At 36.6% G+C, this 21,833-nt stretch carries 22 protein-coding genes; 13 read left to right on the plus strand and 9 right to left on the minus strand.

Annotated features, from left to right (window positions below):
• Positions 1 to 7: 7 nt before the first annotated feature.
• Complete coding sequence (locus tag ACWNMY_RS15510; RefSeq protein WP_449539165.1) at positions 8 to 1,489, minus strand: spore germination protein; 1,482 nt, start codon at positions 1,487 to 1,489, stop codon at positions 8 to 10.
• A gap of 683 nt (positions 1,490 to 2,172) precedes the next feature.
• On the opposite strand from ACWNMY_RS15510, the gene pdxR reads away from it, so the two are divergent.
• A complete protein-coding gene (gene pdxR / locus ACWNMY_RS15515) occupies positions 2,173 to 3,609 on the plus strand; it encodes a MocR-like pyridoxine biosynthesis transcription factor PdxR (RefSeq protein WP_449539166.1) in 1,437 nt (478 codons plus the stop codon).
• 288 nt (positions 3,610 to 3,897) lie between these two features.
• On the opposite strand, the gene ACWNMY_RS15520 is transcribed toward pdxR, so the two are convergent.
• Entirely contained in the window at positions 3,898 to 4,662 is a 765-nt protein-coding gene (locus ACWNMY_RS15520; protein ID WP_449539167.1) for a TerC family protein, read from the minus strand.
• A gap of 672 nt (positions 4,663 to 5,334) precedes the next feature.
• Between ACWNMY_RS15520 and ACWNMY_RS15525 the strand changes: the two genes are divergently transcribed.
• The 6 genes from ACWNMY_RS15525 to ACWNMY_RS15550 all read left to right on the plus strand — a co-directional run bounded on the left by ACWNMY_RS15525 (position 5,335) and on the right by ACWNMY_RS15550 (position 10,590).
• Positions 5,335 to 5,514, plus strand: a complete 180-nt coding sequence (locus ACWNMY_RS15525; RefSeq protein WP_449539168.1) for a hypothetical protein — start codon at positions 5,335 to 5,337, stop codon at positions 5,512 to 5,514.
• A gap of 51 nt (positions 5,515 to 5,565) precedes the next feature.
• Positions 5,566 to 6,621 (plus strand): C45 family autoproteolytic acyltransferase/hydolase, encoded by a 1,056-nt coding sequence (locus ACWNMY_RS15530; RefSeq protein ID WP_449539169.1) that lies wholly within the window; start codon positions 5,566 to 5,568, stop codon positions 6,619 to 6,621.
• 140 nt (positions 6,622 to 6,761) lie between these two features.
• A complete protein-coding gene (locus ACWNMY_RS15535; RefSeq protein ID WP_449539170.1) occupies positions 6,762 to 6,986 on the plus strand; it encodes a DUF378 domain-containing protein in 225 nt (74 codons plus the stop codon).
• Positions 6,987 to 7,154: 168 nt separating this feature from the next.
• The gene (gene guaD, locus ACWNMY_RS15540; RefSeq protein WP_449539171.1) at positions 7,155 to 8,519 is read left to right on the plus strand and encodes a guanine deaminase; all 1,365 of its coding nucleotides are present in this window, start codon (positions 7,155 to 7,157) and stop codon (positions 8,517 to 8,519) included.
• 177 nt (positions 8,520 to 8,696) lie between these two features.
• Positions 8,697 to 9,674 carry an L-lactate dehydrogenase gene (locus ACWNMY_RS15545; protein ID WP_449539172.1) on the plus strand — a complete coding sequence of 326 codons (978 nt, stop codon included), beginning with the start codon at positions 8,697 to 8,699 and terminating at the stop codon, positions 9,672 to 9,674.
• 139 nt (positions 9,675 to 9,813) lie between these two features.
• Positions 9,814 to 10,590 (plus strand): formate/nitrite transporter family protein, encoded by a 777-nt coding sequence (locus tag ACWNMY_RS15550; protein ID WP_449539173.1) that lies wholly within the window; start codon positions 9,814 to 9,816, stop codon positions 10,588 to 10,590.
• A gap of 55 nt (positions 10,591 to 10,645) precedes the next feature.
• On the opposite strand, the gene ACWNMY_RS15555 is transcribed toward ACWNMY_RS15550, so the two are convergent.
• On the minus strand, positions 10,646 to 11,983 hold the full coding sequence (locus ACWNMY_RS15555; protein WP_449539174.1) for an FAD-dependent oxidoreductase: 1,338 nt from the start codon (positions 11,981 to 11,983) through the stop codon (positions 10,646 to 10,648).
• A gap of 210 nt (positions 11,984 to 12,193) precedes the next feature.
• Here ACWNMY_RS15555 and ACWNMY_RS15560 point away from each other — a divergent pair, with 210 nt between their 5' ends.
• Positions 12,194 to 13,189, plus strand: a complete 996-nt coding sequence (locus ACWNMY_RS15560; protein ID WP_449539175.1) for an LLM class flavin-dependent oxidoreductase — start codon at positions 12,194 to 12,196, stop codon at positions 13,187 to 13,189.
• Positions 13,190 to 13,725: 536 nt separating this feature from the next.
• On the opposite strand, the gene ACWNMY_RS15565 is transcribed toward ACWNMY_RS15560, so the two are convergent.
• From ACWNMY_RS15565 to ACWNMY_RS15580, 4 genes are all read right to left on the minus strand, one after another.
• The gene (locus ACWNMY_RS15565) at positions 13,726 to 14,091 is read right to left on the minus strand and encodes a carboxymuconolactone decarboxylase family protein (protein WP_449539176.1); all 366 of its coding nucleotides are present in this window, start codon (positions 14,089 to 14,091) and stop codon (positions 13,726 to 13,728) included.
• A gap of 26 nt (positions 14,092 to 14,117) precedes the next feature.
• A complete protein-coding gene (locus ACWNMY_RS15570) occupies positions 14,118 to 14,261 on the minus strand; it encodes a hypothetical protein (RefSeq protein ID WP_449539177.1) in 144 nt (47 codons plus the stop codon).
• Between the two features lie 96 nt (positions 14,262 to 14,357).
• Entirely contained in the window at positions 14,358 to 15,386 is a 1,029-nt protein-coding gene (splB, locus tag ACWNMY_RS15575; protein ID WP_449539178.1) for a spore photoproduct lyase, read from the minus strand.
• The gene (locus ACWNMY_RS15580) at positions 15,383 to 15,631 is read right to left on the minus strand and encodes a transcriptional regulator SplA domain-containing protein (protein WP_449539179.1); all 249 of its coding nucleotides are present in this window, start codon (positions 15,629 to 15,631) and stop codon (positions 15,383 to 15,385) included. Before ACWNMY_RS15580 ends, splB begins: the two co-directional genes overlap by 4 nt.
• A gap of 179 nt (positions 15,632 to 15,810) precedes the next feature.
• Between ACWNMY_RS15580 and ACWNMY_RS15585 the strand changes: the two genes are divergently transcribed.
• Positions 15,811 to 16,236, plus strand: coding sequence for a YugN family protein (locus ACWNMY_RS15585; protein ID WP_449539180.1), 426 nt, complete (start codon positions 15,811 to 15,813; stop codon positions 16,234 to 16,236).
• 62 nt (positions 16,237 to 16,298) lie between these two features.
• Here ACWNMY_RS15585 and uvsE (ACWNMY_RS15590) read toward each other — a convergent pair whose 3' ends face one another.
• Entirely contained in the window at positions 16,299 to 17,264 is a 966-nt protein-coding gene (gene uvsE, locus ACWNMY_RS15590; RefSeq protein ID WP_449540462.1) for a UV DNA damage repair endonuclease UvsE, read from the minus strand.
• 92 nt (positions 17,265 to 17,356) lie between these two features.
• Positions 17,357 to 18,310: a UV DNA damage repair endonuclease UvsE gene (uvsE, locus tag ACWNMY_RS15595; RefSeq protein ID WP_449539181.1), complete on the minus strand. Its 954-nt coding sequence runs from the start codon at positions 18,308 to 18,310 to the stop codon at positions 17,357 to 17,359.
• A gap of 109 nt (positions 18,311 to 18,419) precedes the next feature.
• On the opposite strand from uvsE (ACWNMY_RS15595), the gene ACWNMY_RS15600 reads away from it, so the two are divergent.
• The 4 genes from ACWNMY_RS15600 (at position 18,420) to ACWNMY_RS15615 (ending at position 21,816) form a co-directional block, all read left to right on the plus strand.
• Complete coding sequence (locus tag ACWNMY_RS15600) at positions 18,420 to 19,034, plus strand: LysE/ArgO family amino acid transporter (RefSeq protein ID WP_449539182.1); 615 nt, start codon at positions 18,420 to 18,422, stop codon at positions 19,032 to 19,034.
• A 122-nt stretch (positions 19,035 to 19,156) separates the two neighbouring features.
• Complete coding sequence (locus tag ACWNMY_RS15605; RefSeq protein ID WP_449539183.1) at positions 19,157 to 20,047, plus strand: hypothetical protein; 891 nt, start codon at positions 19,157 to 19,159, stop codon at positions 20,045 to 20,047.
• Positions 20,048 to 20,100: 53 nt separating this feature from the next.
• Positions 20,101 to 21,096, plus strand: coding sequence for a macro domain-containing protein (locus tag ACWNMY_RS15610; protein ID WP_449539184.1), 996 nt, complete (start codon positions 20,101 to 20,103; stop codon positions 21,094 to 21,096).
• A gap of 84 nt (positions 21,097 to 21,180) precedes the next feature.
• Positions 21,181 to 21,816, plus strand: a complete 636-nt coding sequence (locus ACWNMY_RS15615) for a vWA domain-containing protein (protein WP_449539185.1) — start codon at positions 21,181 to 21,183, stop codon at positions 21,814 to 21,816.
• Positions 21,817 to 21,833 lie beyond the last annotated feature (17 nt).

Raw genomic sequence — 21,833 nt, forward strand, 5'->3', positions numbered from 1 at the left:
TTGCACCTCAAAATTCATCTAAATCTGTTGGGTTTTTTAATCGCTCCTTTAGGCGAATAAAGTCTTTTGGTCGATTTACTAACGGTCGTCTCATATAAAAATGATGGGGGAGACGTATTAAAAAATACTGAAAATCTTTCATTATTAGCGGAAATAGAGGTGCAAGATAAGGTTTATTTAAAGAAGTTAATTTTAACAAGTGAACCATTAGAATACATATACCGACAATGATTCCGTTTAACCCCCAAACACCTGCTAAAATAATGATTGGAAATCTAGCAATTCTGACAGCAGTCCCCATTTCATAAATAGGTGCCGAAGATGCCCCTAATGCACTAAATGCAACAATGATAATTAAAATATTACTAGTTAACCCTGCCTCAACCGTTGCTTGGCCAATGACAATTCCTCCTACAATTCCCATTGTTTGTCCTACTTTTGTAGGAAGGCGGGCCCCAGCTTCTCTAAGTAGCTCAATTAAAAATTCTAGTAAGAGTGCTTCTAATAAGGGAGGAAAAGGAACTTGTGAACGTGATTGTCCAATGATAATTAACAATTTAGATGGTATAAGTTCAAAATGATAAGTCATGGTAGCCACATATATGGCTGTTAAAAATAGAGAACCTACCATAGCAAATAATCGTATAAAACGAATAAATGTACTTAGAGACCATCTCAAATAGATATCTTCTGTTGATTCGAAAAATGAAAAAAAATTAGCTGGCCCAATAATGGCTACTGGGCTACCATCTATAAAAACTCCAATTCTTCCGTTTAAAATCGAATAGATGAACCGATCGGGAAGCTCTGTTAAAATAAATTGCGGAAGTAAAGAGTAATGATTATCTTCTAGGCATTGAGCCAAAACGGAACTGTCAATTATATTTTCCGTTTTTAAATGATTAATCCTGTCCTTAAGTGTCTGAAGAGTGTCATCGTTCGCAATATCTTTTATATATACAATTCTTACTTGCTTTTGAACACGTTCCCCAATTTTTATTTCATCCGTGCACAAATTCTTATCTTTTAGATTTTGTCTTATTATCTTAACGTTAGAAGTTATTGATTCGGTAAACGAAATTTTAGGGCCATATACTAACGATTCTGTTTCTGCTTTCTCAATAGATCTTTCAATGGGATTTGCGCAGTTCACCATGAATCCCTTTTTTTCGTCTAAGAAATAAATATAAGCAAATCCACTTAATAGGGAAGAGATTACCTCTTGTGCCTCTATATTTACCTTTATTTCTTCTATAGGTATGTTTTTCATTAAATAGGTGTAATGTAAGAATTCTACAGAAAGTTCTTCCGTGTATTTAATGACATATTCATTTAGAATCTCTGGCTTAATTAAATTCTTCATGAAAATAATATGAATCTCCTCTTGTCCAGCTTCAATCTTCCGACATTTTAAGTCGGGAGATTCATTAAGAATCAATTTAATTTTTTCATAACCTGGGGAGTTATAATTATTATGACGCTCTGTCATTCTTAACATATCCTTCAACCGTTTTTAATAGTGTCTGTAAAAACAAATAAGTTATACAGAATATGGGATAGAAGGACAGTGAACCAACACATCATCATGGACAGTGTTAAACCATTATTGTGTCTGGCTTAAGAGGATGGTCTTTTGTCAGTTATTTACTCGTTTATTTTTACGGCTGGTCATATGGAATTTGTTGATAAATAATGCTTTGAATAAGAGGGTAAATAAAACTAATCTATTAAAGAGAGGAATGGATGGTTTAATTGTTGATAAAGTGGATGGTTTTGTGGTGGAATTCTTGTTATACAATAAATTTATTTGGAAAATGATTTATTGAATGACTTTATATATAACCTTTTTTGGTTTTCTATTAGAAATATTGTGAGGTGTGTTATGAAGATATTAATATCTTTAGTTATAATCATAGGAGTTATTTCACTAATTGGAACGCTGTTGATTGCAGGAAGGGGTGATTCAAACTATAGTAGTGCAACCAAAAAGAACACTACTAATTTAACTCTTATCTATGTTGTCATTATACCTTTAGCAGTTATTGCCTTAGGGATTTATATAGTAATGTTGTAGACGCAAATTCTTATTTTTTTATGGAGCTAAATTACTTTATTTGTAAATGATGATACTAATCTTGTTAGGATATATATTAACTGTAAGGAATGTTTGATATGAACTGGAAACCTGATAGAAAAGCAAAGAAGGCAATCTATAAACAACTTGCGGAATATATTGAAAATGGGATAGCAGATGGTTCATTTCCACCGGATAAGCCATTGCCTTCCGAAAGATATTTAGCTAGGGAATTAAATGTAAATAGAAGTACGGTTGTTGCTTCTTATGATGAGCTAGAATCTAATGGACTAATAAAGAGAAAGCGTGGAAGTGGTACAACTATAAGTAAAGATATATGGGGTATTACTAAAAAGAGAATCCCGAGCTGGAATAGATACGTAGAAGCTGGATCATTTTTACCAAACTTGCCCGTTGCACAAAAGATTCGGAAAGAAACCGAGGAACAACATAATTTGATTAATTTGGCGAGTGGGGAATTGTCTGAAGACCTTTTTCCCATTGAGGTCTTACGGAGTATCACTTCCACAAGATCTTATATCGGCAATATTGGGTACGATCACCCCCAAGGAAACAAAATATTAAGGGAAACACTCTCAAAACATGTTAAAGAATTTAGAGGAATAGAGACGAGTCCGGGGTCTATACTTATCACATCTGGTGCTCAGCAGGCTTTACATTTAGTTGTACAATGCCTCCTAAAGCCAGGGGATGCTGTTGCTATAGAAGAGCCATCTTATCATTATAGTCTTCCCACATTTAAATCGGCAGGCATTCGAACATTTTCATTGCCCATAGATAATGATGGAATTAACCCAGATGATCTCATAACTCTATATAAAAAACATCGGATAAGAATGATATTCCTTAATCCAGTTTTTCAAAATCCTACTGGTACATTATTAAATGAAAAAAGAAGAAAAAAAATCTTGGAGATCTCATCTGAACACGGAATACCTGTTGTTGAAGATGATCCATACAGTTTAACTTCTTTCATAGGTGAACAAGTCTCATCATTAAAATCTATGGATGTTAATGGCAATGTCTTATACATTAGTTCATTGTCAAAAATTGTTGCCTCTGGTTTACGAATTGGTTGGATAATTGGTCCTAAACCTGTTATTGAAAGATTATCAGATGCAAAACAACAGATTGATTTTGGCCATGCTAGTTTTACCCAGTGGATTGCAAATGACTTTTTAGAATCGGACAAATTTGACTCTCATATAAAAAACTTAGTTGTACATTTAAAAAGTAGAAGAGATCAAATTGTTTCCAGTCTATCCGAGTATTTAGGGGAACAAGTTGAATATTATATCCCTGAAGGCGGTATTCATATTTGGTGTAAAATTAACAAGTGTTTTAATGAAATGCAACTATTAGAAGAGTCAATAAAGAAGGGAGTTATTTATCTTCCTGGTTCCACGATGGGCTCAAATAAGAATTGTGTTCGATTTACATTTGCAAGGGAAAATGAAAAAAACATTCATGAAGGGATTCGAAGATTTGCTAGTGCACTGAAAGGTATTAATTAACATTTATGCTAATTTCCGAAAAGAGAAAGTGAGATCAATGATGACATTCGAATATTTAAAGCTCTATTACGGGTGCTTAAGCACTACCCCGGTTACGGTTATCATATACCGTTATAAAAAAAGGTCAACCAGAAAAATTTTCTTTTCTGATTGACTTTTTAATACGAACGGGAGCTTTAATTGAGAATTAGATAAAATTGCACCACACATTTTAGACATATATACTATGTGTGTTCCTTTTATTATCAACTGTTTTACTTATCTAACCTAAATATAACTTTCTATCTCTTATGTTTTATCTATTTCCTTCTTTGGCTTTGAAAAGATCCAACCACCTGCTGCGATTAGTAGAAGTACTACATAGAATGTAATTTTCCATTCTGGAGATTTAGCAAATGTCTTCGGTAAAATAGCCAACTCCGGATGTGAAAGTGTGTAAACAGCTAGCTTTACCCCTACCCAACCAACAATCATGAATGCTGCGATTTCCAATCCAGGTCTTGTTTGAAGAAGTGTTACAAAGAAGTTGGCTGCAAAACGCATAATAATTAATCCAATTAAACCTCCAGCAAAGATAATAAGGAATTTACCTCCATCTAGTCCACCGATCGTAGGTAAGTTTGTGTTTGGAAGTGTTACAGCTAATGCAACAGCAGCAAGAATAGAGTCTATAGCAAATGCGATATCTGCCAGCTCTACTTTTAATACTGTCATCCAGAAGCCTGATTTTTTCTCTTCCTCTTTTTCCTTTTGTTTCTCCTTTTTAAAGACAATTTTTCTCGTAATATGGTTAATTGCAATGAACAATAAATATAGGGCTCCAATAGCTTGAACTTGCCATACATCAACAAGAAACGATATCGCAAATAAGGAAGCGAATCTAAACACGAATGCCCCTGCTAAACCATAAAACAATGCCCGTTTTCTTTCTTCTTCAGGCAGATGCTTAACCATGATGGCTAAAACAAGGGCATTATCAGCTGCAAGCAAGCCTTCAATAGCAATTAATAGTAAAAGCACCCACGCGTATTCTAATAAAATAGATAATTCCAAATTAGTATCCCTCCATTATAAAAACGTTTAGTAAACAGTTCATTTTATTTTTTCTTTTAAACTTTATATTAATTCATATTTATCCTTAATCGATACTGGATAGGTTTGAATCACCCTTGTAAGCCTAAGAGGTTAATCATAAAAAGTTCAGTTGTTTTGATATCTCATCATTGATAATCTATCCTTTCATTATATTTGACCTTATTCAAATAAAAAAACCTCTACCAAGAAAGGTAAAGGTCAATTTTATGAAAAATAAAAGACCTCTACCAAGAAAGGTAAAGGTCTTGCTAACAACATTATGTTGCCAACAAAGCCGAGGGATAACCCCTGAAATGACGACTTTGCTGTTAAAGCTACTCCCCTTTAGGAGACGTTTATTTAATTATATTTATATTATCTGAAATATATATAACTGTCAATAAGCTTTTTTTGATAATATCTACCCTAAAATATGGTTAAAAGGGCATCAAGAAATTACCGTTTAAGTAGAATAATTCATCGAATAAATAAGGATAATATGGTTGATATTGTGTTTTTAAAAAACGAGGTGTTCCTCCTGGTGAAGATATTTATAGTAACAGTAATATTAGTTCTTTTAGTTGCTCTAAAAATGACTAGAAAAAGAACTAGGCACGAGTTACTAGCTACAATACAGTAATTTTCTATAAAATGCTGGTTAGAAAACGTTCCAAGGATGACGAGCAAGCTCTAAAGGTAACGGCTGTTCTGTTAAGTTGGGGGATCTACGGAGCTTCTGTTGAGTGGAGAAGAAATCGTAAAACAGTAACTCCAGAAGAAATGATTAAGTCAGCGATTCCTTTTATTAAGCATGGGCTTGATTTTACATAATAAAAAATAAGTTGTATGGAGCAGGGTGTGACAGTTTTAGGAGGGAATGTCTTGAAGCACATTTATGCAGATGTTATTCAATTTCGAGGGACACATTATGATTTTGGCTTTCGACAAGGTAAATTGCTAAGGGATTCTATATTGGTGAAAAATAGGGAGCGTCAATGGAAAGTACGTAAGCCACTTTTTCAGATAAATGTAAAAGAGACCGAGGCCGTTTTCAGCAGGTTGGCTCCACGTTTATGGGAGGAATTTCTGGGCTTACAGGATGCTCTTGAATGGCCGATAGAAAAGGTATTGCAGGAATTCGGTGGATATAGAGTAAATGTGACTCGTTCGGGATGCTCGATACTTGTCGGCCAAAATTACATGATCCGAAATTATGATTACCATCCCAAAACGTATGATGGACGATTTGTTGCGTTTGCACCAACGGATGGAGGAAATGCAACTATAGGATTCACTCAGAAAATTACTGGCAGATCGGATGGTATGAATGATAAAGGCCTTTCAATGGGCTATACCTTTATGAATCGGAAACGCCCTGGAAATGGTTTTATCTGTCATATGATAGGTAGGCTACTTCTTGAATACTGCGGGAATGTCGAGGAAGCAGTCCAAATGTTAAAAGTGATCCCGCATCGGGGGTCCTTTAGTTACGTTTTGTTTGATTCTAGCTGTGAGATGCCATTTATTGTAGAAACATCACCACGAAGGGTCGAAGTGAGGCAAGGCTATACTTGTACAAATCATTTTAAAATATTAACTGAGGAAAATCGGCGCGTACTTGATGATTCAAACAAGAGACTACAGGCTATTGAAGACAACGAAAAATTAAGCGGGCTTGAAGCATTCAGGCTTCTTAACGATACAGATAAAGGAGTTTTTTCTAAATTATATGGAAGTTGGGCTGGAACAATCCATACTTCTGCCTATTTTCCTAAAGAAATGGTAGCTTGGGCTGCTCTTGGTGGTGACCAACAACCAATTATATTTGATTTTTCAAAATGGGTAAAAGGGACAAACTTCCCAGAAGAGCGGGTGGAGGGCGAAGTTGACACAGAAATCCCTTTTGTGAATATGGAAAAAGCAGATTGGTATAAGTGAAGAGGGAGCAAAAGCCAAGGACAGAGAAATAATTTCGACCTTGGCTTTTTTATATATAAAAAAATATAAGAGGCATGAATAATTGAATATCTTCTTGCTAAACCTAAAATGACTAAATTTAAGTTTAAGGAGAGATCAACATGAATGGTCTACAACGATTGGCGTTATTATTAGTTATTATTGGAGCAATCAATTGGGGGCTTATTGGGTTCTTTCAGTTTGACCTAGTAGCTGCAATTTTTGGTGGTCAGGACTCTTTCCTATCAAGAATTATCTATGGTTTGGTTGGATTAGCTGGATTATACAGTTTATCCCTTTTATTTAAGCCAGATCGAGAAGTAGCTCCTGAGACAAGCCGTACGTAAAAAGTGAAGGATATGAAACATAATCGACCAAGCCCGTTTTTTCGGCTTGGTCGTTTTCTTTTTCCTCATATAAATATTGATGTTGCATACATGTGTTGTACCCAATGCTTCCACCTTATTGGTATAATACCTACATTGAAGGAAATTTATAGAAATAGGGTGTTTAACATGAATGACTATACCAGAATATTTCACGGAACTGCTTTCACAAGCCATTCACCGAAGCGAGTAGAAATTTTAAAGGACGTTCTTTTTTGTGTAAATGAAAGGGGAATAATCGAAAAAGTAGTGAGAAAGGATGATGTCATTTACCAACAAATAATAGAGCAATATCAACATTCAAGAGTGTATCATAAGTTAAGAGAAGGACAATACATTTTACCTGGTTTTATTGATTTGCATGTTCATGCTCCACAATGGGCGCAAGCGGGTACAGCATTGGATATTCCTCTTTATGATTGGTTGAACACTTATACGTTTCCAATTGAATCTAAATTTTCCGATGTGGAATTTGCAAAGAAGGTATATACCGATGTCGTTGGTACCTTGCTTGCAAACGGAACCACAACCGCTCTTTATTTTGCTACTATCCATAAAGAAGCTAGCTTTCAACTTGCTAAAATTTGTTCTGAGAAAGGCCAACGCGGTTTAATCGGTAAGGTAGTAATGGATAATCCAGATCAAACCGAGGCTTATTATCGTGATCACGATACAAAAACGGCATTAGTGGAAACTGAAGATTTTATCGTAGCAGTTAATGAGTTAGCTACAAAGACAAAACAGGGGGTATACCCTGTAGTTACTCCTAGGTTTATCCCGAGCTGCACGGATGAAGCGCTAAAAGGCCTAGGTGAATTAGCAGCAAAATATGATACATATGTACAATCGCATTGTAGCGAAAGTGATTGGGAGCATGGGTATGTTAAGGACCGCTTTGGTAAAAATGATGCATTTGCCCTACATGATTTTGGTTTACTACGAGAAAAAACCGTTATGGCACATTGTAATTTTTTAGATGAAAAGGATGCAGATTTATTTGCTGAAAAAGGTACAGCAGTTTGTCATTGTCCTATCTCAAATGCTTATTTTGCAAATAGTGTACTACCAATTGCAAAACTGCAATCAAAAGGGGTTGAAATAGGGTTAGGCTCAGATATTTCCGGAGGTTTTTCGCCAAGTTTATTTGATAATGTGAGACAAGCCGTGATGTCTTCTAGAATGCTAGAGGATGGAGTGGATACGTCTTTATCTGTAAGTGAAAGGGGAGTGCCTCATTCAAGGATTACACTGAATGATGCTTTTTATTTTGCAACTGCTGGTGGCGGTGAAAGTTTAGATTTACCTATTGGAAAACTATCTGAAAATTACAGTTGGGACGTTCAAATCATAGATACAACAATAGAGTCTGCGAGGCTGCCGTTATACGATGTAACTGAAGATTTATATGATGTTTTTCAAAAGATCATGTATCTTGCGCGGCCAGAGAACATCCGAGAAGTATGGGTGCAGGGTGAGAAGGTTCATTCACGGTAGTGTGAGTTAATTTAATGCTACTCCTAATATTGTTTAGAGAAAAGTAGTCGTTTATTTCTCAATTGCAGATTTTTATTATGGTTGATTTAGTTACTTTAACTGAATAGATTGGCTAATGGAACAAATACTAGATGTTGTGAATTGTAAGCAATATATGGAGTTTTTGGAGGTCATAAGATGAGCATAAATATAGAAGATCGTATAAGTCGGGTTGCTCTAATAGGGACTGGATTCGTTGGATCAAGTTATGCATTTGCCCTAATGAACCAAGGAATTGTAAATGAATTAATTTTAATTGATATGAATGAAGACAAGGCAAAAGGGGATGTACTTGATCTAAACCATGGCAAAGCTTTTACTGGAAATCCAACTCTAATTAAATTCGGAAAATACGAGGATTGTAGAAAGGTTGACCTGGTTGTCATTTGTGCAGGGGCTAATCAGAAACCTGGTGAAACGAGACTCGACCTTGTTGAAAAGAATCTTAGAATTTTTAAAGAAATAGTAGATAACGTGATGGCAAGTGGATTTGATGGAATCATTCTAGTTGCGACAAATCCCGTTGACATATTAACATATGCAACCTGGAAGTTTAGTGGGCTTCCGAAAGAACGAGTGATTGGTTCTGGAACAATTTTAGACACCGCTCGTTTTCGATATTTATTGGGAGATTACTTTGATGTTGCTCCTAAAAATATTCATGCTTATATTATTGGGGAACATGGGGATAGTGAATTACCTGTCTATAGTTCAGCATACATTGGCGCACTCCCAATCATGAAGGTAATTGAGCGTAATGAGAAGTACAAAAAAGAAGACTTAGATGATATTTTTATTCGGGTACGTGATGCTGCTTACGAAATTATTAAAAGCAAAGGGGCTACCTATTACGGAATTGCAATGGGACTTGCCCGGATCACTAAGGCGATATTTTCGAATGAGAATGCAGTATTAACTGTATCTGCTCATATGGATGGTCATTATGGCCAAAATAATGTATATATCGGTGTACCGGCCGTTATCAACAGAAATGGAATTCGTGAAATAATGGAATTAGAGTTAAATGAAGAGGAGCAACAAAAATTCGAGAATAGTGCAAATGTGTTAAAGAAAATTCTTGCACCCTATTTTGATGAAGTAAAACCAAATAATTAATTACTTTCGACCATAGTCCCTACTTCTATGAGGGAACAATGTAAATGAATATAGTGGAAAAACCCTGGAGGTTGCCACGATTTCGGGAAGCACAAACAAAAGGCCAAGGGCTTTTTACTATGTTAGCGTGGTGAAAATGTTGGAAGCGAAACCACTATCAAAGATTGAAAAACTTGCGTTATCACGCCGAGATACATTTCAAAGAAGTACGTTCATTTATTTTTTACGAGCAGTATTAGCTAGTATGTTTATTGGGTTTGGGGTAATTGTTGCGTTTCGAACGGGGAACTTCTTTTTTGAGGTACAATCCCCTGGTGCCTTTCCCATTGCTGCTATTACATTTGGTGCAGCTATTATTCTTATAGCATATGGAGGAGGAGATCTATTTACCGGAGATACCTTCTATTACACTTATGCGGCATTACGTAAGAAAATGAAGTGGAAAGTGGTTGGCCAAATGTGGCTGTATAGCTATATAGGAAATATTATTGGCGCCATTTTCTTTGCCTTTTTCATATATATGACTGGTTTGTTTCAAGGTGAATCTGTAAATGAATTTCTATTAACTGTTGCAATGAACAAGACCCAATTTACCACAGTTCAGTTATTCTTTCGGGCTATCCTCTGTAACTGGCTCGTTTGCCTCGCCTTCTTTTTACCAATGGGTATGCGCGGGGACGGACCTAAAATATTTATCATGATGTTATTGGTATTTTGCTTTTTTATTTCCGGTTATGAACACAGTATTGCGAATATGTGCACATTTGCTATTTCATTTATTATGAATCATCCCGATTCAGTTACACTTAACGGTGTCATCCATAATTTAATTCCTGTCACAATAGGAAATTTAATTGGTGGAGGCGGGTTTATGGCATGGATGTACTTCTATGCAAATAAAGCCAATATCGAGTAGCCAGGTAGTCCAGGAGAAATTTCTCCTGGAATGTTTTGTTGTGTTTTCTACTTGTTTACTTAAAAATAGTTCTCATTATTACGCGAACTATGATTGTTGGATTCATTAGAATAGTCATGGGACGAACTAAGTTCATTACGTTGATAAATTTATCATAAACCTTCGCGTTTTTGGAGGAAAGAAGAAATATATGTTTCGAATACCATTGTAGAAAGGCAAGACCTATGATTTTTTTTCCAGAAGTAGCGGGATAACGAAAATCCTCTGTTACTACCATATTCCATATAGGAGCAATGATTCTTGCTGCTTTTTTATGAAAAGCATGAATGACTTCTTGCGTAGTCTTTGTCTTATCGCGAAGCAAATTTTTCAAAGCTAGTGCTTCTAGTACAGCTATACTCATTCCTTGTCCAAAGAAAGGGTCTATTCTACAAAGGGTATCACCAATCAGCAAAAGCCCTTTAGGCAGATTCTTACTCTTATCCATCCTTTTCCAACTAATATGTGGGACCTTGTAAAGGGCAATTTCGCTTACTGGCTTAGCCTGTTGTAACTCATGGAAGATGTCTTTCTTTTCTAGTTTTTCGGCTAGTTCTAGTAAACTTCCTTTTTTAAAAAGAAATTCTTTATCAGTAATTACTCCATGATAGCCTATAAATGTGACGATATAACGATTCCCCTCAACTTTCGATATGGATCCAGCCAATTTTTCTTGGGGAGGATTTGGATAAATAAGTTTAATTGTCCAATCCCTTTCTTTACTCGGAAGTTCAACTAGTTGACTTACATAGGTTAAGTCGATGTTAACCTTTTCACTTGGGATATGTACACCCATTTCCTTGAACCTGCGATTTGAAAGACTGCTTGCGCCGCTTGCATCTACGATTAGATCGGCGTACATGGACGTAAGGGATTGGTTATTATCTTGGACTTCAATGCCGATAATACGATTTTGATCTTCTTCATAAATATAATTTTTAACTGAGAGGTTGTATTGAACAGTAATGTTTTCAATGTCTTTTATGTACTGTTCAATATGCCATTCAAGATGAGGACGAGTTTGTAGTGTTGTTGTGTACCCACCGTCATAGCGAAGTTTCCATACACCATGATGAAACCAAGCCAGATCTTTTGTAGAATTTATTTGAACTGCACCTGTTGTTTGGAACGTTTCTGTTATACCCGGAAATAACTCCTCGAGTCCTTTTTCTCCAGCATGCAATAATGCATGGATATGCTTCCCTTGTGGTACCCCTTTTCTTGGAACTGGTCCTAGAGGTTCCGAGTCCCGTTCTACAATTATGACTTCTTTGAATTGATCAGAAAGGACACGTGCGGCTAATTTTCCTGCTATCCCTCCGCCGATAATAATTACTTTGTCATTATGAGCCAATGCAAAAAACACTCCTAAAATGTAATGAATCCATTTCAAATTATGATATATTTCGAGAAAAAACTCTAGAACAATCTGATTGGTTTTTAAATATACGCAACTGGTTTTTAAGCGTATTTTTCGTAAAACAGAGTAGTGAAGTCTATAATAAACGTGTAAGGTGAAACGGTTTTTACTCGTTTTTTACATATATAGAAAGGGGAGGACAATATGAGGTTGAGTGTACTTGACCAGGCTCCTATTACAAAAGGAAATGCTCCTGCTGATTCTTTGAAGAAGGCCGAAGAGCTTGCAATATTGGCAGATGAATTAGGCTATTACCGTATGTGGATGGCGGAACATCATGGGACCGGGGCATACGCCAGTTCTGCTCCTGAGATTTCAGTTGCTCACTTGGCAGCCAAGACGAAGCGCATTCGAATTGGTACAGGTGGTGTGATGATGATGCATTATTCACCATTAAAACTTGCGGAAGTGTTTAAAACGCTTAGCTCGTATTCACCTGGAAGGATTGATTTTGGAGTTGGTCGTGCCCCAGGTGGGGACCAATTCGCTATTTATGCTTTATCAGAAGGCCGCCAACCAATGGTAAACAATATGTACGAGAAATTTGAAATCGCATTAAAACTGATTAAAGATGAAGTTCCACAACACCAGTTATATCAAAATACAATTGCTACGCCGGCACAAGTAGTATTACCAGAGGCTTGGTTACTGGGATCTACAGGAAACAGTGCAGTTAACGCAGGACGAATGGGTGTTGGTTATTCATTTGCTCAATTTTTTAATGGGGAAATGACAAAGGAAATCTTGGATTTGTATAAGGAAGAATTTAAACCATCAGAGTTCATAGAGAAGCCAGCTATTTCTGTTTCCTATATGGTAACCGTTGCTGAAACACAGGAAGAAGCTGAATTCGAAGCCCTTCCCCATGACATTGGGCGTCTGTGGTTAATGAGGGGGAAGTTAGGACAACTATTAACTCCAGAGGAAGCTCAAAGTTATCCATTAACGGAGATTGAACGAATGACTATCCAAGAAAATCGTAAAAACTTGCACTTGGTCGGGGCAGCTAAACAGATTGCTGAACGGCTTAAACAAGAGAAGGATCAGTATGGATTCGATGAGGCTATGATTTGTAGTATTCCACATTCTCAAGAAAAGCGTTTGAATGTGTATCGTTTGTTGGCAAGAGAATTGTTATAAAGCGATGCCTAGTCCGTAACATTTGGACTAGGCATCTTTTCAATGACTATTTTTTTCTTGTTTACCTTTAACATGAAAAATCTCGTTGATGTGGTCATTTTTTACTTTAATGTTATGGTTTCAAAATTTGAATCCAGTTTTTTGTATTGAATATTCTTATTGGACATAGATGCTTCCTAATCTATTCACTGTATAACGTAGCAGTAGTAAAACGATAAAAGAAATTATAGTCATAAAGACACACTTAATAAATAATAAATGTGTCTTTAATGAAAAAAGACAGTCTTTGAAGACTGTCACAGAGTGTAGACAAAGTCAGAAATGACTTTGCCTACACTCTTTTAGTATGAAAATATCTGGTTACATTATGTACTCAGACTGTCTTGAAAACGCTTGTCAGACAAGGCGTGAAGCCGATCGAAGACGCGAATAGAAGTTGCCTTCATGAGCGGACGAGAGAGGCAAGCAACGCAGTATGCGAGCGTTTGTCAACAGTCTGAGACAGTCTATGAAGACTGTCACAATGTCATTTCGATCTATTGTTTTAATTGACTTAGTTCTTCCATGCATTCTTGAACAAGGGTAACAGCTTGACTCATAGCTGCTCCACCACCAAATGCAGCAGTTACACCTACTGTTTCAAGAATCTCTTCTTCGGTACAGCCTTGGTCTAAACATCCTTTTGTATGATAAATAATGCAATATTCATCTTGTGAATACAGGCTGATTCCTAAAGCAATCAGCTGTTTTTCTTTCTGAGATAATTTTCCTTCTTTAAAGCATTCTTCAGTAAAAGCATTATATTTTGCAGCAAGTTCAGGCATCTTTTGTGTAAATGTTCCTAGCCCAGTTTTATAGTGGAGAAGTGCAGCCTCGGTTGAATTTCTAGCTTCAATTTCCATAATGATTTCCCCCTTTCGAAAGTGGTCTATTTTGCACCCTTAGCATTTGGATCAACGCTGTTTGCTCCGTAATCTGGAACATGACTCGCGTGTTTCTCATGATAGCTTGAACCAGAACCTACATCATTATTACGTTGTTTCCCATTAGAAATCCCTTTCTTCTTAGCCATTCTTTTCACCTCATACTGGGTCAGAGGGACAGGTCCCTTGTCCCAAAATTTTTAAGACTGGGACAGGGAGCCTGTCCCCTTGTCCCACACTACCTATTATGTGAAGTATTCTAGTTTTGCATTTGGGAAAAATTTTTCCATGTAAGAATAGAGATGTTTTTTGATATCTTCTTCTTCATCTTTTTGGTAAATATATTTACCGATTCCGTATTTCCCCCATTTGTACCTTCTTTTTTCTTCGTCCAATTCTAACTTGGTCATAGGGTAGTTTTTCTCGATTACTCTTTTTGCTGGTTTTGTAAAGCGATGCTGTATAAATTCAAAGGTTAAGTCTTTTTTTGCTTCTGAAGGTAACTCTGCTTCTAGTCGTTCAAACATTTTATAGTATCCATCTTCCCAACCTTCATGCAGATAGATTGGGGCAACAATAAATCCAAGAGGGTAACCAGCTCTGGCAACTTTACCGGCTGCTTCAATTCGTTTTTCCAACGGGGATGTCCCGGGCTCAAAGTTCTTAATAATAAAATCAGCGTTAATACTAAAACGAAATCTTGTTTTTCCATTATGATCAGCATCAAGTAGATGATCAACATGATGAAATTTTGTTACAAATCTCAATTTTCCATGCTCGGATTTTCCAAAATGTTCAATGGCTCTCTTAAGAGTATGTGTTAAATGATCAATACCGACGATATCTGATGTACAGGATGCCTCAAACCTTGTGATTTCTGGGGCACGCTCTTCCATGTATTTATCTGCTGCTTCCAGAATTTCATCGACATTTACATATGTACGAATATAAGGTTTACTTCCCATTGTCGTCTGTAAGTAACAATAGTGACAATGACCCATGCAGCCTGTTGCAAAAGGAATTGCGTACTCTGCAGAAGGTTTTGAGGTATCAAATTTCAAGGTTTTCCTTATGCCAACTACAAGGGTCGATTTTGCCACCCGGTATTTTTGGAAATCGTTATCGCCAGGTAAGTTTCTTATCTGGTTGTGTGAAGTTGTTTGACGAATTTCTACATCCATTTTTTGAAATTTTTCGTAAAGCAGCTTTCCTAAAGGATATTCTAACGCTTTTGGTTCGAAATAAATAAGCTTTGGATTAAACGGTTTATTCATTCCAATGTCCCTTCTGAAACGTCTCCATAGTAATAATTATAGGCTTGATTTGCTTCTTCTTCTGAGGAATATACAGCTACATCGTTTGAAAGTGGATAATACGTTTCATACAAAAATAGAGCTAATTCATCCGGGTCCTCAGGATGATTGACCACAGCGGCTGCCTGAACATTGGCTACATCTTGAGTATGTGGATTCCGATAAAATACATAGACAACATCTCCAGCTTGATACATTTGTTCCATGACATCACCTTTTCATTTTTATAGCGTTACTATCCTTATTACTCAGTCTTGTTATTTCGTTCTAACTTTATGTCTACTTGAATTTGGAAATAAGCTGAATTCTTTCAAGAAACGTATGTTTCGACCCCTTTATGAAAATAATACCAATAGTACACATTATCAATTTGAGGTGAAGGAAAGTGATTGCATTAAATTCAGTAATTGATGGGAAGAAGGCTAGCTTTGGTGCTGTTAGAGATATATTTGATTCCCATGGATGTAGTTTTTGTAGTAATTTTGAATATGACCAAGGGAAATTTGATGCGGTACTGTCTCGAGAAAACGGTGAAACCATCTATTTACGGGTTCCTTTCTTTGTAGTAGAAGGGATGCTCGACCATTCAAGTGCTCAAATTCAATTTGGTACACCTTATGTGATAAAGCATATCGTGAATTTTGGATTAGATTATGACCAAAACTCATTTGTTACTGCCACTACAGGACTCGATCAATTCCAAGAACCATTAGACAAAGATGGATCTATATCAGATAAAAGCAGATGGGAACAAGCGGGTGTTGAAGTTGTTGATCGTATCTATAACTCCATGAGAGACTTAGTTTCATAATGGGTCAGGGGGACAGGTTCCCTGTCCCATTTTTTTTAGCGCCATGAACATATCTCACCGGTCTATCTTAAGTAAAAAGAAGAGCCATCAATTATTTCGACGTCGTCTCTTGTTTTAATTTCCTCCATTAATTGAAACAGAGCGGCGTCTTTTTGCTTGGCTTCAATCATGCAGTCTATTTGGGTAACACTCCCTTTAATTTCCTTTAAAAATGTAAAAAACATCTCACAATCAACATAATCTGAGTGATGACGAAATGCCTCTTTGCTTTTTGGACTTGAGATATGCATTTTTATAGGAAGGGGGGAATGTTCCCATGTCCGAATAACTCGTTCCCAATGTGATTCCCACCCACTATTTTCGTGATGGGCGAGATGATGGTGATAATCAAAAACAAGTGGTATTTCTAATTTCTCACACAGGTAGAGTGTATCCTCTAGGGTAAAAGATGTGTCGTCATTTTCGAGCATAATCATCTTTTGAATTTTGGTTGGAACGTCCATCCAATTCGTCACGAAACGTTCAAGTGAAGCCTCTGTTTCTTTGTAGTTCCCCCCCACATGCATGACACAGCGATGAGTTGAATCAATTCCCATTCCCTTCAACAGTAAATAATGTAGCTTCAGTGTACTTATTGAATTCTTTAAAATATGTGTTTGTGAGGAATTTAGCAGTACAAAGTGGTCGGGGTGAAAATCGATCCTCATATTATGTTTATTCACAAAATCTCCAATCTCACGAAGACTCTCTCGTAGTGGTTTTATATAATTCCAATTTAGGAGCTCTTCATGATTGGCTAAAGGAATGAGCCGAGATGTTAAACGATAGAAATGTATATTGGAAGCTGCGTTGTGCTTTAATAACCTAAGTGTATTATGGAGGTTTGTAAGGGCAATTCGCTCCAATTTGCGTATTGCTGCTTCCCTGTCCTCAATCTTTTGAAATTGAGCAAAGGTCATGGTTTTTGATGGGGATGCATTTTTAAGTTCCGTGCTCATTGCAACATAACCAAGACGAACAATTGTCATCATAGTCACCTCTTTTCTTTTGGGACGATTCTAATCACCAGTATTGGGTCAGGGAACCTGTCCCCCTGACCCATCTATACCCTGTCTCATGTTTACCATTCTACGGATGAACTTGTTATTCGCTTTACTCCTCTAATTGCTGATATGTCTTGGACTAGACGTTGCATAGCAAGGTTTTTTTGTTTTGCTTCTATCATGATATCGAAGTCTTGATCGAGTTCTTTGGCCATTTTTAAGAAAGGCATGATAAATTCGAGTGATACATAATCAGCATGGGGACGGAAGGCACTTTCTGATTTTGGCGATGATATATGCACTTTCGGTACTGTTTCCCTATCTTCCCATGTAGTAAAAATACGTTCTAAAAATAGTGGTAGGTCAAGGTCTCCTTGATTTGCCATATGGTGATGATAGTCTAGTACCATCGCGATATTTTCCTTTTCACAGGCCAGTAGTGTTTCTTCGACATTGTAGGTCTTATCATCATTTTCAAGGGTCATTTGCTTTTTAATCTCTTGTGGAATTCGTTGGATGTTTTTGTGGAACCGCTTGAGAGATGTTTCTTTATCTCCATATGCCCCACCAATATGTATGTTAAGGACACCTTTTTCAAGGGCATTCAAAGCTTTCAACATCTTGTAGTGAAATTCCATGTCCAATAATGCATTATCTGTTACTTCGTCTCTTGTACTGGTGAAGAGTGTGAATTGATTTGGGTGAAAGCTAACTCGCATATTGTATTGTTCGATTAGTTCAGCAAGCTCATTCCATTCCTTTTTAAATGGAGTAACAAAGTCCCACATTACCTCTGGATGAGTTGCAAGAGGAACTAGTGAGCTTGAAAGGCGATAGACTTCTATTTCATGTGCAATATTGTAATGTAGAATTCTTTTTGTATTTTGTAAGTTTTGAGCTGTTACCGACTTTAATTTATCCATTCGTTCATTTTTCGGAAGTGCTGCATATCTTGTAAAAGTTAATGCCTTCGAAGGACTCGATTCCCATAAATCTAAAGCATTTGCTACATAACCAAAACGAATTTTCATTTGATTGCCTCTTTTTAATAGAAAATTTTCAGCTACTTGATATAGTTAATGTTAGGAAAATGCTTCTATATTATGCAAATATAAATAGCGATAAAGGAAGGAATAACAAATGGTAGCTTTATTTCATGGAATTCTTTTGGCGTTTGGTTTAATACTGCCGTTAGGAGTGCAAAATGTATTTATTTTTAATCAAGGTGCTACACAAAAGAGATTTACCTATGTACTACCTGCCATCATAACGGCAAGTATATGCGATACGATCTTAATTTCGTTAGCAGTTACCGGGGTTTCTGTAATAGTATTCGGGTATGAATGGGTATCCATTCTCTTATTTAGTGTTGGTTTTTTATTTTTGATATACATGGGATTAGTTATATGGAGAAGTACAGGAGACATAGAAAATCAAAACGAAATTCCATTTACGGCTAGACGTCAGATTACATTTGCTCTTTCTGTATCACTGCTTAATCCACATGCAATAATGGATACCATCGGGGTAATTGGAACGAGTTCTCTCGTTTATAAAGGTTACGAAAAGTGGATGTTTACTATAGCTTGCATTACCGTATCCTGGTTATGGTTCTTTGCCCTTGCCTTTGTCGGCAGGAAGGTTGGACAACTAAGTGGGAACGCGTTGTTATTCAGACGAATTAACCAGGTTTCGGCTATTATCGTGTGGGTGATGGCAATCTACTTGGGATATCAACTGCTTATCCTCGTATGATTTTTGCCACTCACCTACAAATAAATTCCTGTTAAAAAAGAGACTTATAGAAGGATTTATTCAGGATTAGGAAGAAGTAGAAGGAAATGGAAAAAGTAGAATGCGATACTGGGGGGAATAGGTTGAGGGAAGAGAAGGTAGGAATATACTTTCGCATAATAGTAGCTGTAGCATTGGCGAGCAGTCTTATTTTGAACATTGTGTTAGTTAATAGAATGAGTGAAATAAAGAATTCGTTGATAAATTTGGAAGCAAACATTCATTCAAACATGGATGGGCAAGCAAGTCATGTTAATCAAATACTAAATGAGTTTAAAGAAGAGCAAAGCTGGATAAGTCACATAACAATGGATTTGAAACATCAACCCATAAACGATAGTAAGGCAAAAGCGAGATTTTCGTGGCAAGTGAAGGAACTACAAGAAAATTCGGAGGTTGAATTCCATTATTCAATTGGAAATAGCGAACAATACACTACACTATCGGCAAAAGAGGTTCAGAAAGGACTTTTTCAAGCCGAGGTGGCAATTGATGTGGATACTGAACCACAATGGCACGTGAGTCATAGTACTTCTGATTCAGTCTATAGCCAAGACGTATCAGAGAAGGAAGCAATTGAAGCTCAACAAAACACAATAAACTTTTATGTAACAGCTTCTTATGGCGATTTGGTTAAAAGCAGCGAGATTCATACGGAATACTTAGATGAATTGAGAACAAGTTATTACGGAATCCTCCAAATAGATACGCATTTTTATGAAAAAAAGATGGATATCGTCATGTCTAGTTTTCAAATAAACGAATCGACTGTTGGTATCGATGAGGCACATCTTCTAACGTATCAGGGTGATACACTCATAGCTGAGGAAGTAATGAAATCTACTACAGAACAGCCCGAATTTGGTGAGCATATGTTCCAATTGACTCAACTAAAACAGTTTGAAAATATGAAACTGGTGATAAAAGTAGTATATAGTAATGGCGAGACCTTTGAGAAAGTTGTTTTTTCGTAAAATAATGTGGGACAGGGAACCTGTCCCCCTGTCCCAGCAAGGAGGAGTAGTTCATGCCATTGGAGATTGTTCGTAATGATATTACGAGGATGAGTGTGGATGCGATTGTAAATGCTGCGAATGCAGAGTTGAAAATGGGTGGCGGTGTGTGTGGGGCGATTTTTCGTGCAGCAGGTGCTGAAAAACTTCAAGAAGCATGTGATGAAATTGGTAGTTGTTCTGTCGGACAAGCTGTTATCACTGATGGTTTTAATCTTCCTGCAACCTATATTATTCATACACCAGGTCCAGTTTGGCAAGGTGGAGGTCACAATGAAGCAATTCTATTAAGAAAATCTTACGTACATTCTTTGGAACTCGCGATCAAAAATCAATGTGAATCCATTGCATTTCCACTGATCTCGACTGGAATCTTCGGTTATCCAAAAGAGGAAGCATTACAAATTGCAGTATCAACGATTAGTGAATTTTTACTACAACATGATTTGCTTGTATATCTTGTTGTATTTGATAAAGCATCCTTTGGTTTAAGTAAAAAAGTATTTACATCCATTCATCAATATATTGATGAGCATTATGTGGAGGAAATGGAGAGTACGTTTGAACGTAGGAGAGAAGAACTAATTTTTCAGGAGCCTCTACAGGATAAACTTTATGAAATTGATGAAAATCATTCTGTGGAAAACTTAGTTGATCTTGTAAACCAGCTAGATGAGTCCTTTTCAGACCGTCTCCTTCGGTTAATTGATGAGAAAAAGATGACGGATGTAGAAACCTATAAAAGAGCCAATATCGATCGTCGCTTATTTTCAAAGATTCGGAATGAGACAGGATACACACCAAAAAAGAAAACGGCCATTGCGTTTGCAATTGCCTTGGAACTGGATTTGAATGAAACGATAAATTTGCTATCGGCAGCAGGCTATACATTGACACATAGTAGTAAATTCGATGTAATCATTGAATTTTTTATAACTAAAGGAAACTATAATATCCATGAAATAAATGAAGCATTATTTATGTTTGATCAACCGCTACTTGGGGCTTAACATTTGTCGCTTTTGAAGCGACCCGTTTGGTTTGTAATCTTGTTATTCTAATCATGTAGTAGACAAGAACGGAGGAATAACAAGATGAAAACAGAATTAGTATTTATTTTAGATAAAAGTGGATCCATGTCTGGTCTTGAAGCAGATACAATTGGTGGATATAATTCTATGCTTCAAAAGCAAAAGAAGGAAGAGGGAGAAGCAATTGTAACGACAGTATTGTTTGATCACCAGTATGAGTTGCTGCATGATCGCATAAATGTAAAAGGGATATCACCTATTACAAATAAGGAGTATGAAGTTGGTGGAACAACTGCACTTCTAGATGCGATTGGTTTTTCCATACAAAAAATTAGTAATGTACAAAAACATACAAGTGAAAAAGAACAAGCAGAAAAGGTTTTATTTGTCATTACAACGGATGGCATGGAAAATGCAAGTCGAGAATATACAGCTGCTAACATTAAAAAAATGGTACAGCAACAAAAGGAGAAATACGGTTGGGAATTTATGTTCTTGGGAGCTAATATCGATGCAATCTCAACTGCCGCACAATTTGGGATAGATGAAGATTACGCAGTAAATTACCATGCAGATGAAGTAGGAACTCGATTGAATTACGAAATGGTGAGCGAGGCTGTTAGTAAACTTCGAAGCGGAAAGAATATTGATTCAAGCTGGAAGAAGGGCATTGAACGGGATTTTAATCGACGAGGGTGACTATAGGGGGGAGCCCA

This window comes from Ferdinandcohnia sp. Marseille-Q9671 (genome assembly GCF_976954385.1).

Bases quoted from the DNA above. Each gene is read 5' to 3' on its own strand.
- ACWNMY_RS15580 (WP_449539179.1), bottom strand. From the start codon at position 15,631: ATGGAACAAATGTATCAAGCTGGAGATGTTGTCTATGTATTTTATCGG.
- ACWNMY_RS15510 (WP_449539165.1), bottom strand. From the start codon at position 1,489: ATGACAGAGCGTCATAATAATTATAACTCCCCAGGTTATGAAAAAATT.
- ACWNMY_RS15565 (WP_449539176.1), bottom strand. From the start codon at position 14,091: ATGGAAATTGAAGCTAGAAATTCAACCGAGGCTGCACTTCTCCACTAT.
- ACWNMY_RS15535 (WP_449539170.1), top strand. From the start codon at position 6,762: ATGAATGGTCTACAACGATTGGCGTTATTATTAGTTATTATTGGAGCA.
- ACWNMY_RS15615 (WP_449539185.1), top strand. From the start codon at position 21,181: ATGAAAACAGAATTAGTATTTATTTTAGATAAAAGTGGATCCATGTCT.
- ACWNMY_RS15570 (WP_449539177.1), bottom strand. From the start codon at position 14,261: ATGGCTAAGAAGAAAGGGATTTCTAATGGGAAACAACGTAATAATGAT.
- uvsE (WP_449540462.1), bottom strand. From the start codon at position 17,264: ATGACAATTGTTCGTCTTGGTTATGTTGCAATGAGCACGGAACTTAAA.
- ACWNMY_RS15525 (WP_449539168.1), top strand. From the start codon at position 5,335: ATGCTGGTTAGAAAACGTTCCAAGGATGACGAGCAAGCTCTAAAGGTA.
- splB (WP_449539178.1), bottom strand. From the start codon at position 15,386: ATGAATAAACCGTTTAATCCAAAGCTTATTTATTTCGAACCAAAAGCG.
- ACWNMY_RS15560 (WP_449539175.1), top strand. From the start codon at position 12,194: ATGAGGTTGAGTGTACTTGACCAGGCTCCTATTACAAAAGGAAATGCT.
- pdxR (WP_449539166.1), top strand. From the start codon at position 2,173: ATGAACTGGAAACCTGATAGAAAAGCAAAGAAGGCAATCTATAAACAA.
- uvsE (WP_449539181.1), bottom strand. From the start codon at position 18,310: ATGAAAATTCGTTTTGGTTATGTAGCAAATGCTTTAGATTTATGGGAA.
- guaD (WP_449539171.1), top strand. From the start codon at position 7,155: ATGAATGACTATACCAGAATATTTCACGGAACTGCTTTCACAAGCCAT.
- ACWNMY_RS15610 (WP_449539184.1), top strand. From the start codon at position 20,101: ATGCCATTGGAGATTGTTCGTAATGATATTACGAGGATGAGTGTGGAT.
- ACWNMY_RS15600 (WP_449539182.1), top strand. From the start codon at position 18,420: ATGGTAGCTTTATTTCATGGAATTCTTTTGGCGTTTGGTTTAATACTG.
- ACWNMY_RS15545 (WP_449539172.1), top strand. From the start codon at position 8,697: ATGAGCATAAATATAGAAGATCGTATAAGTCGGGTTGCTCTAATAGGG.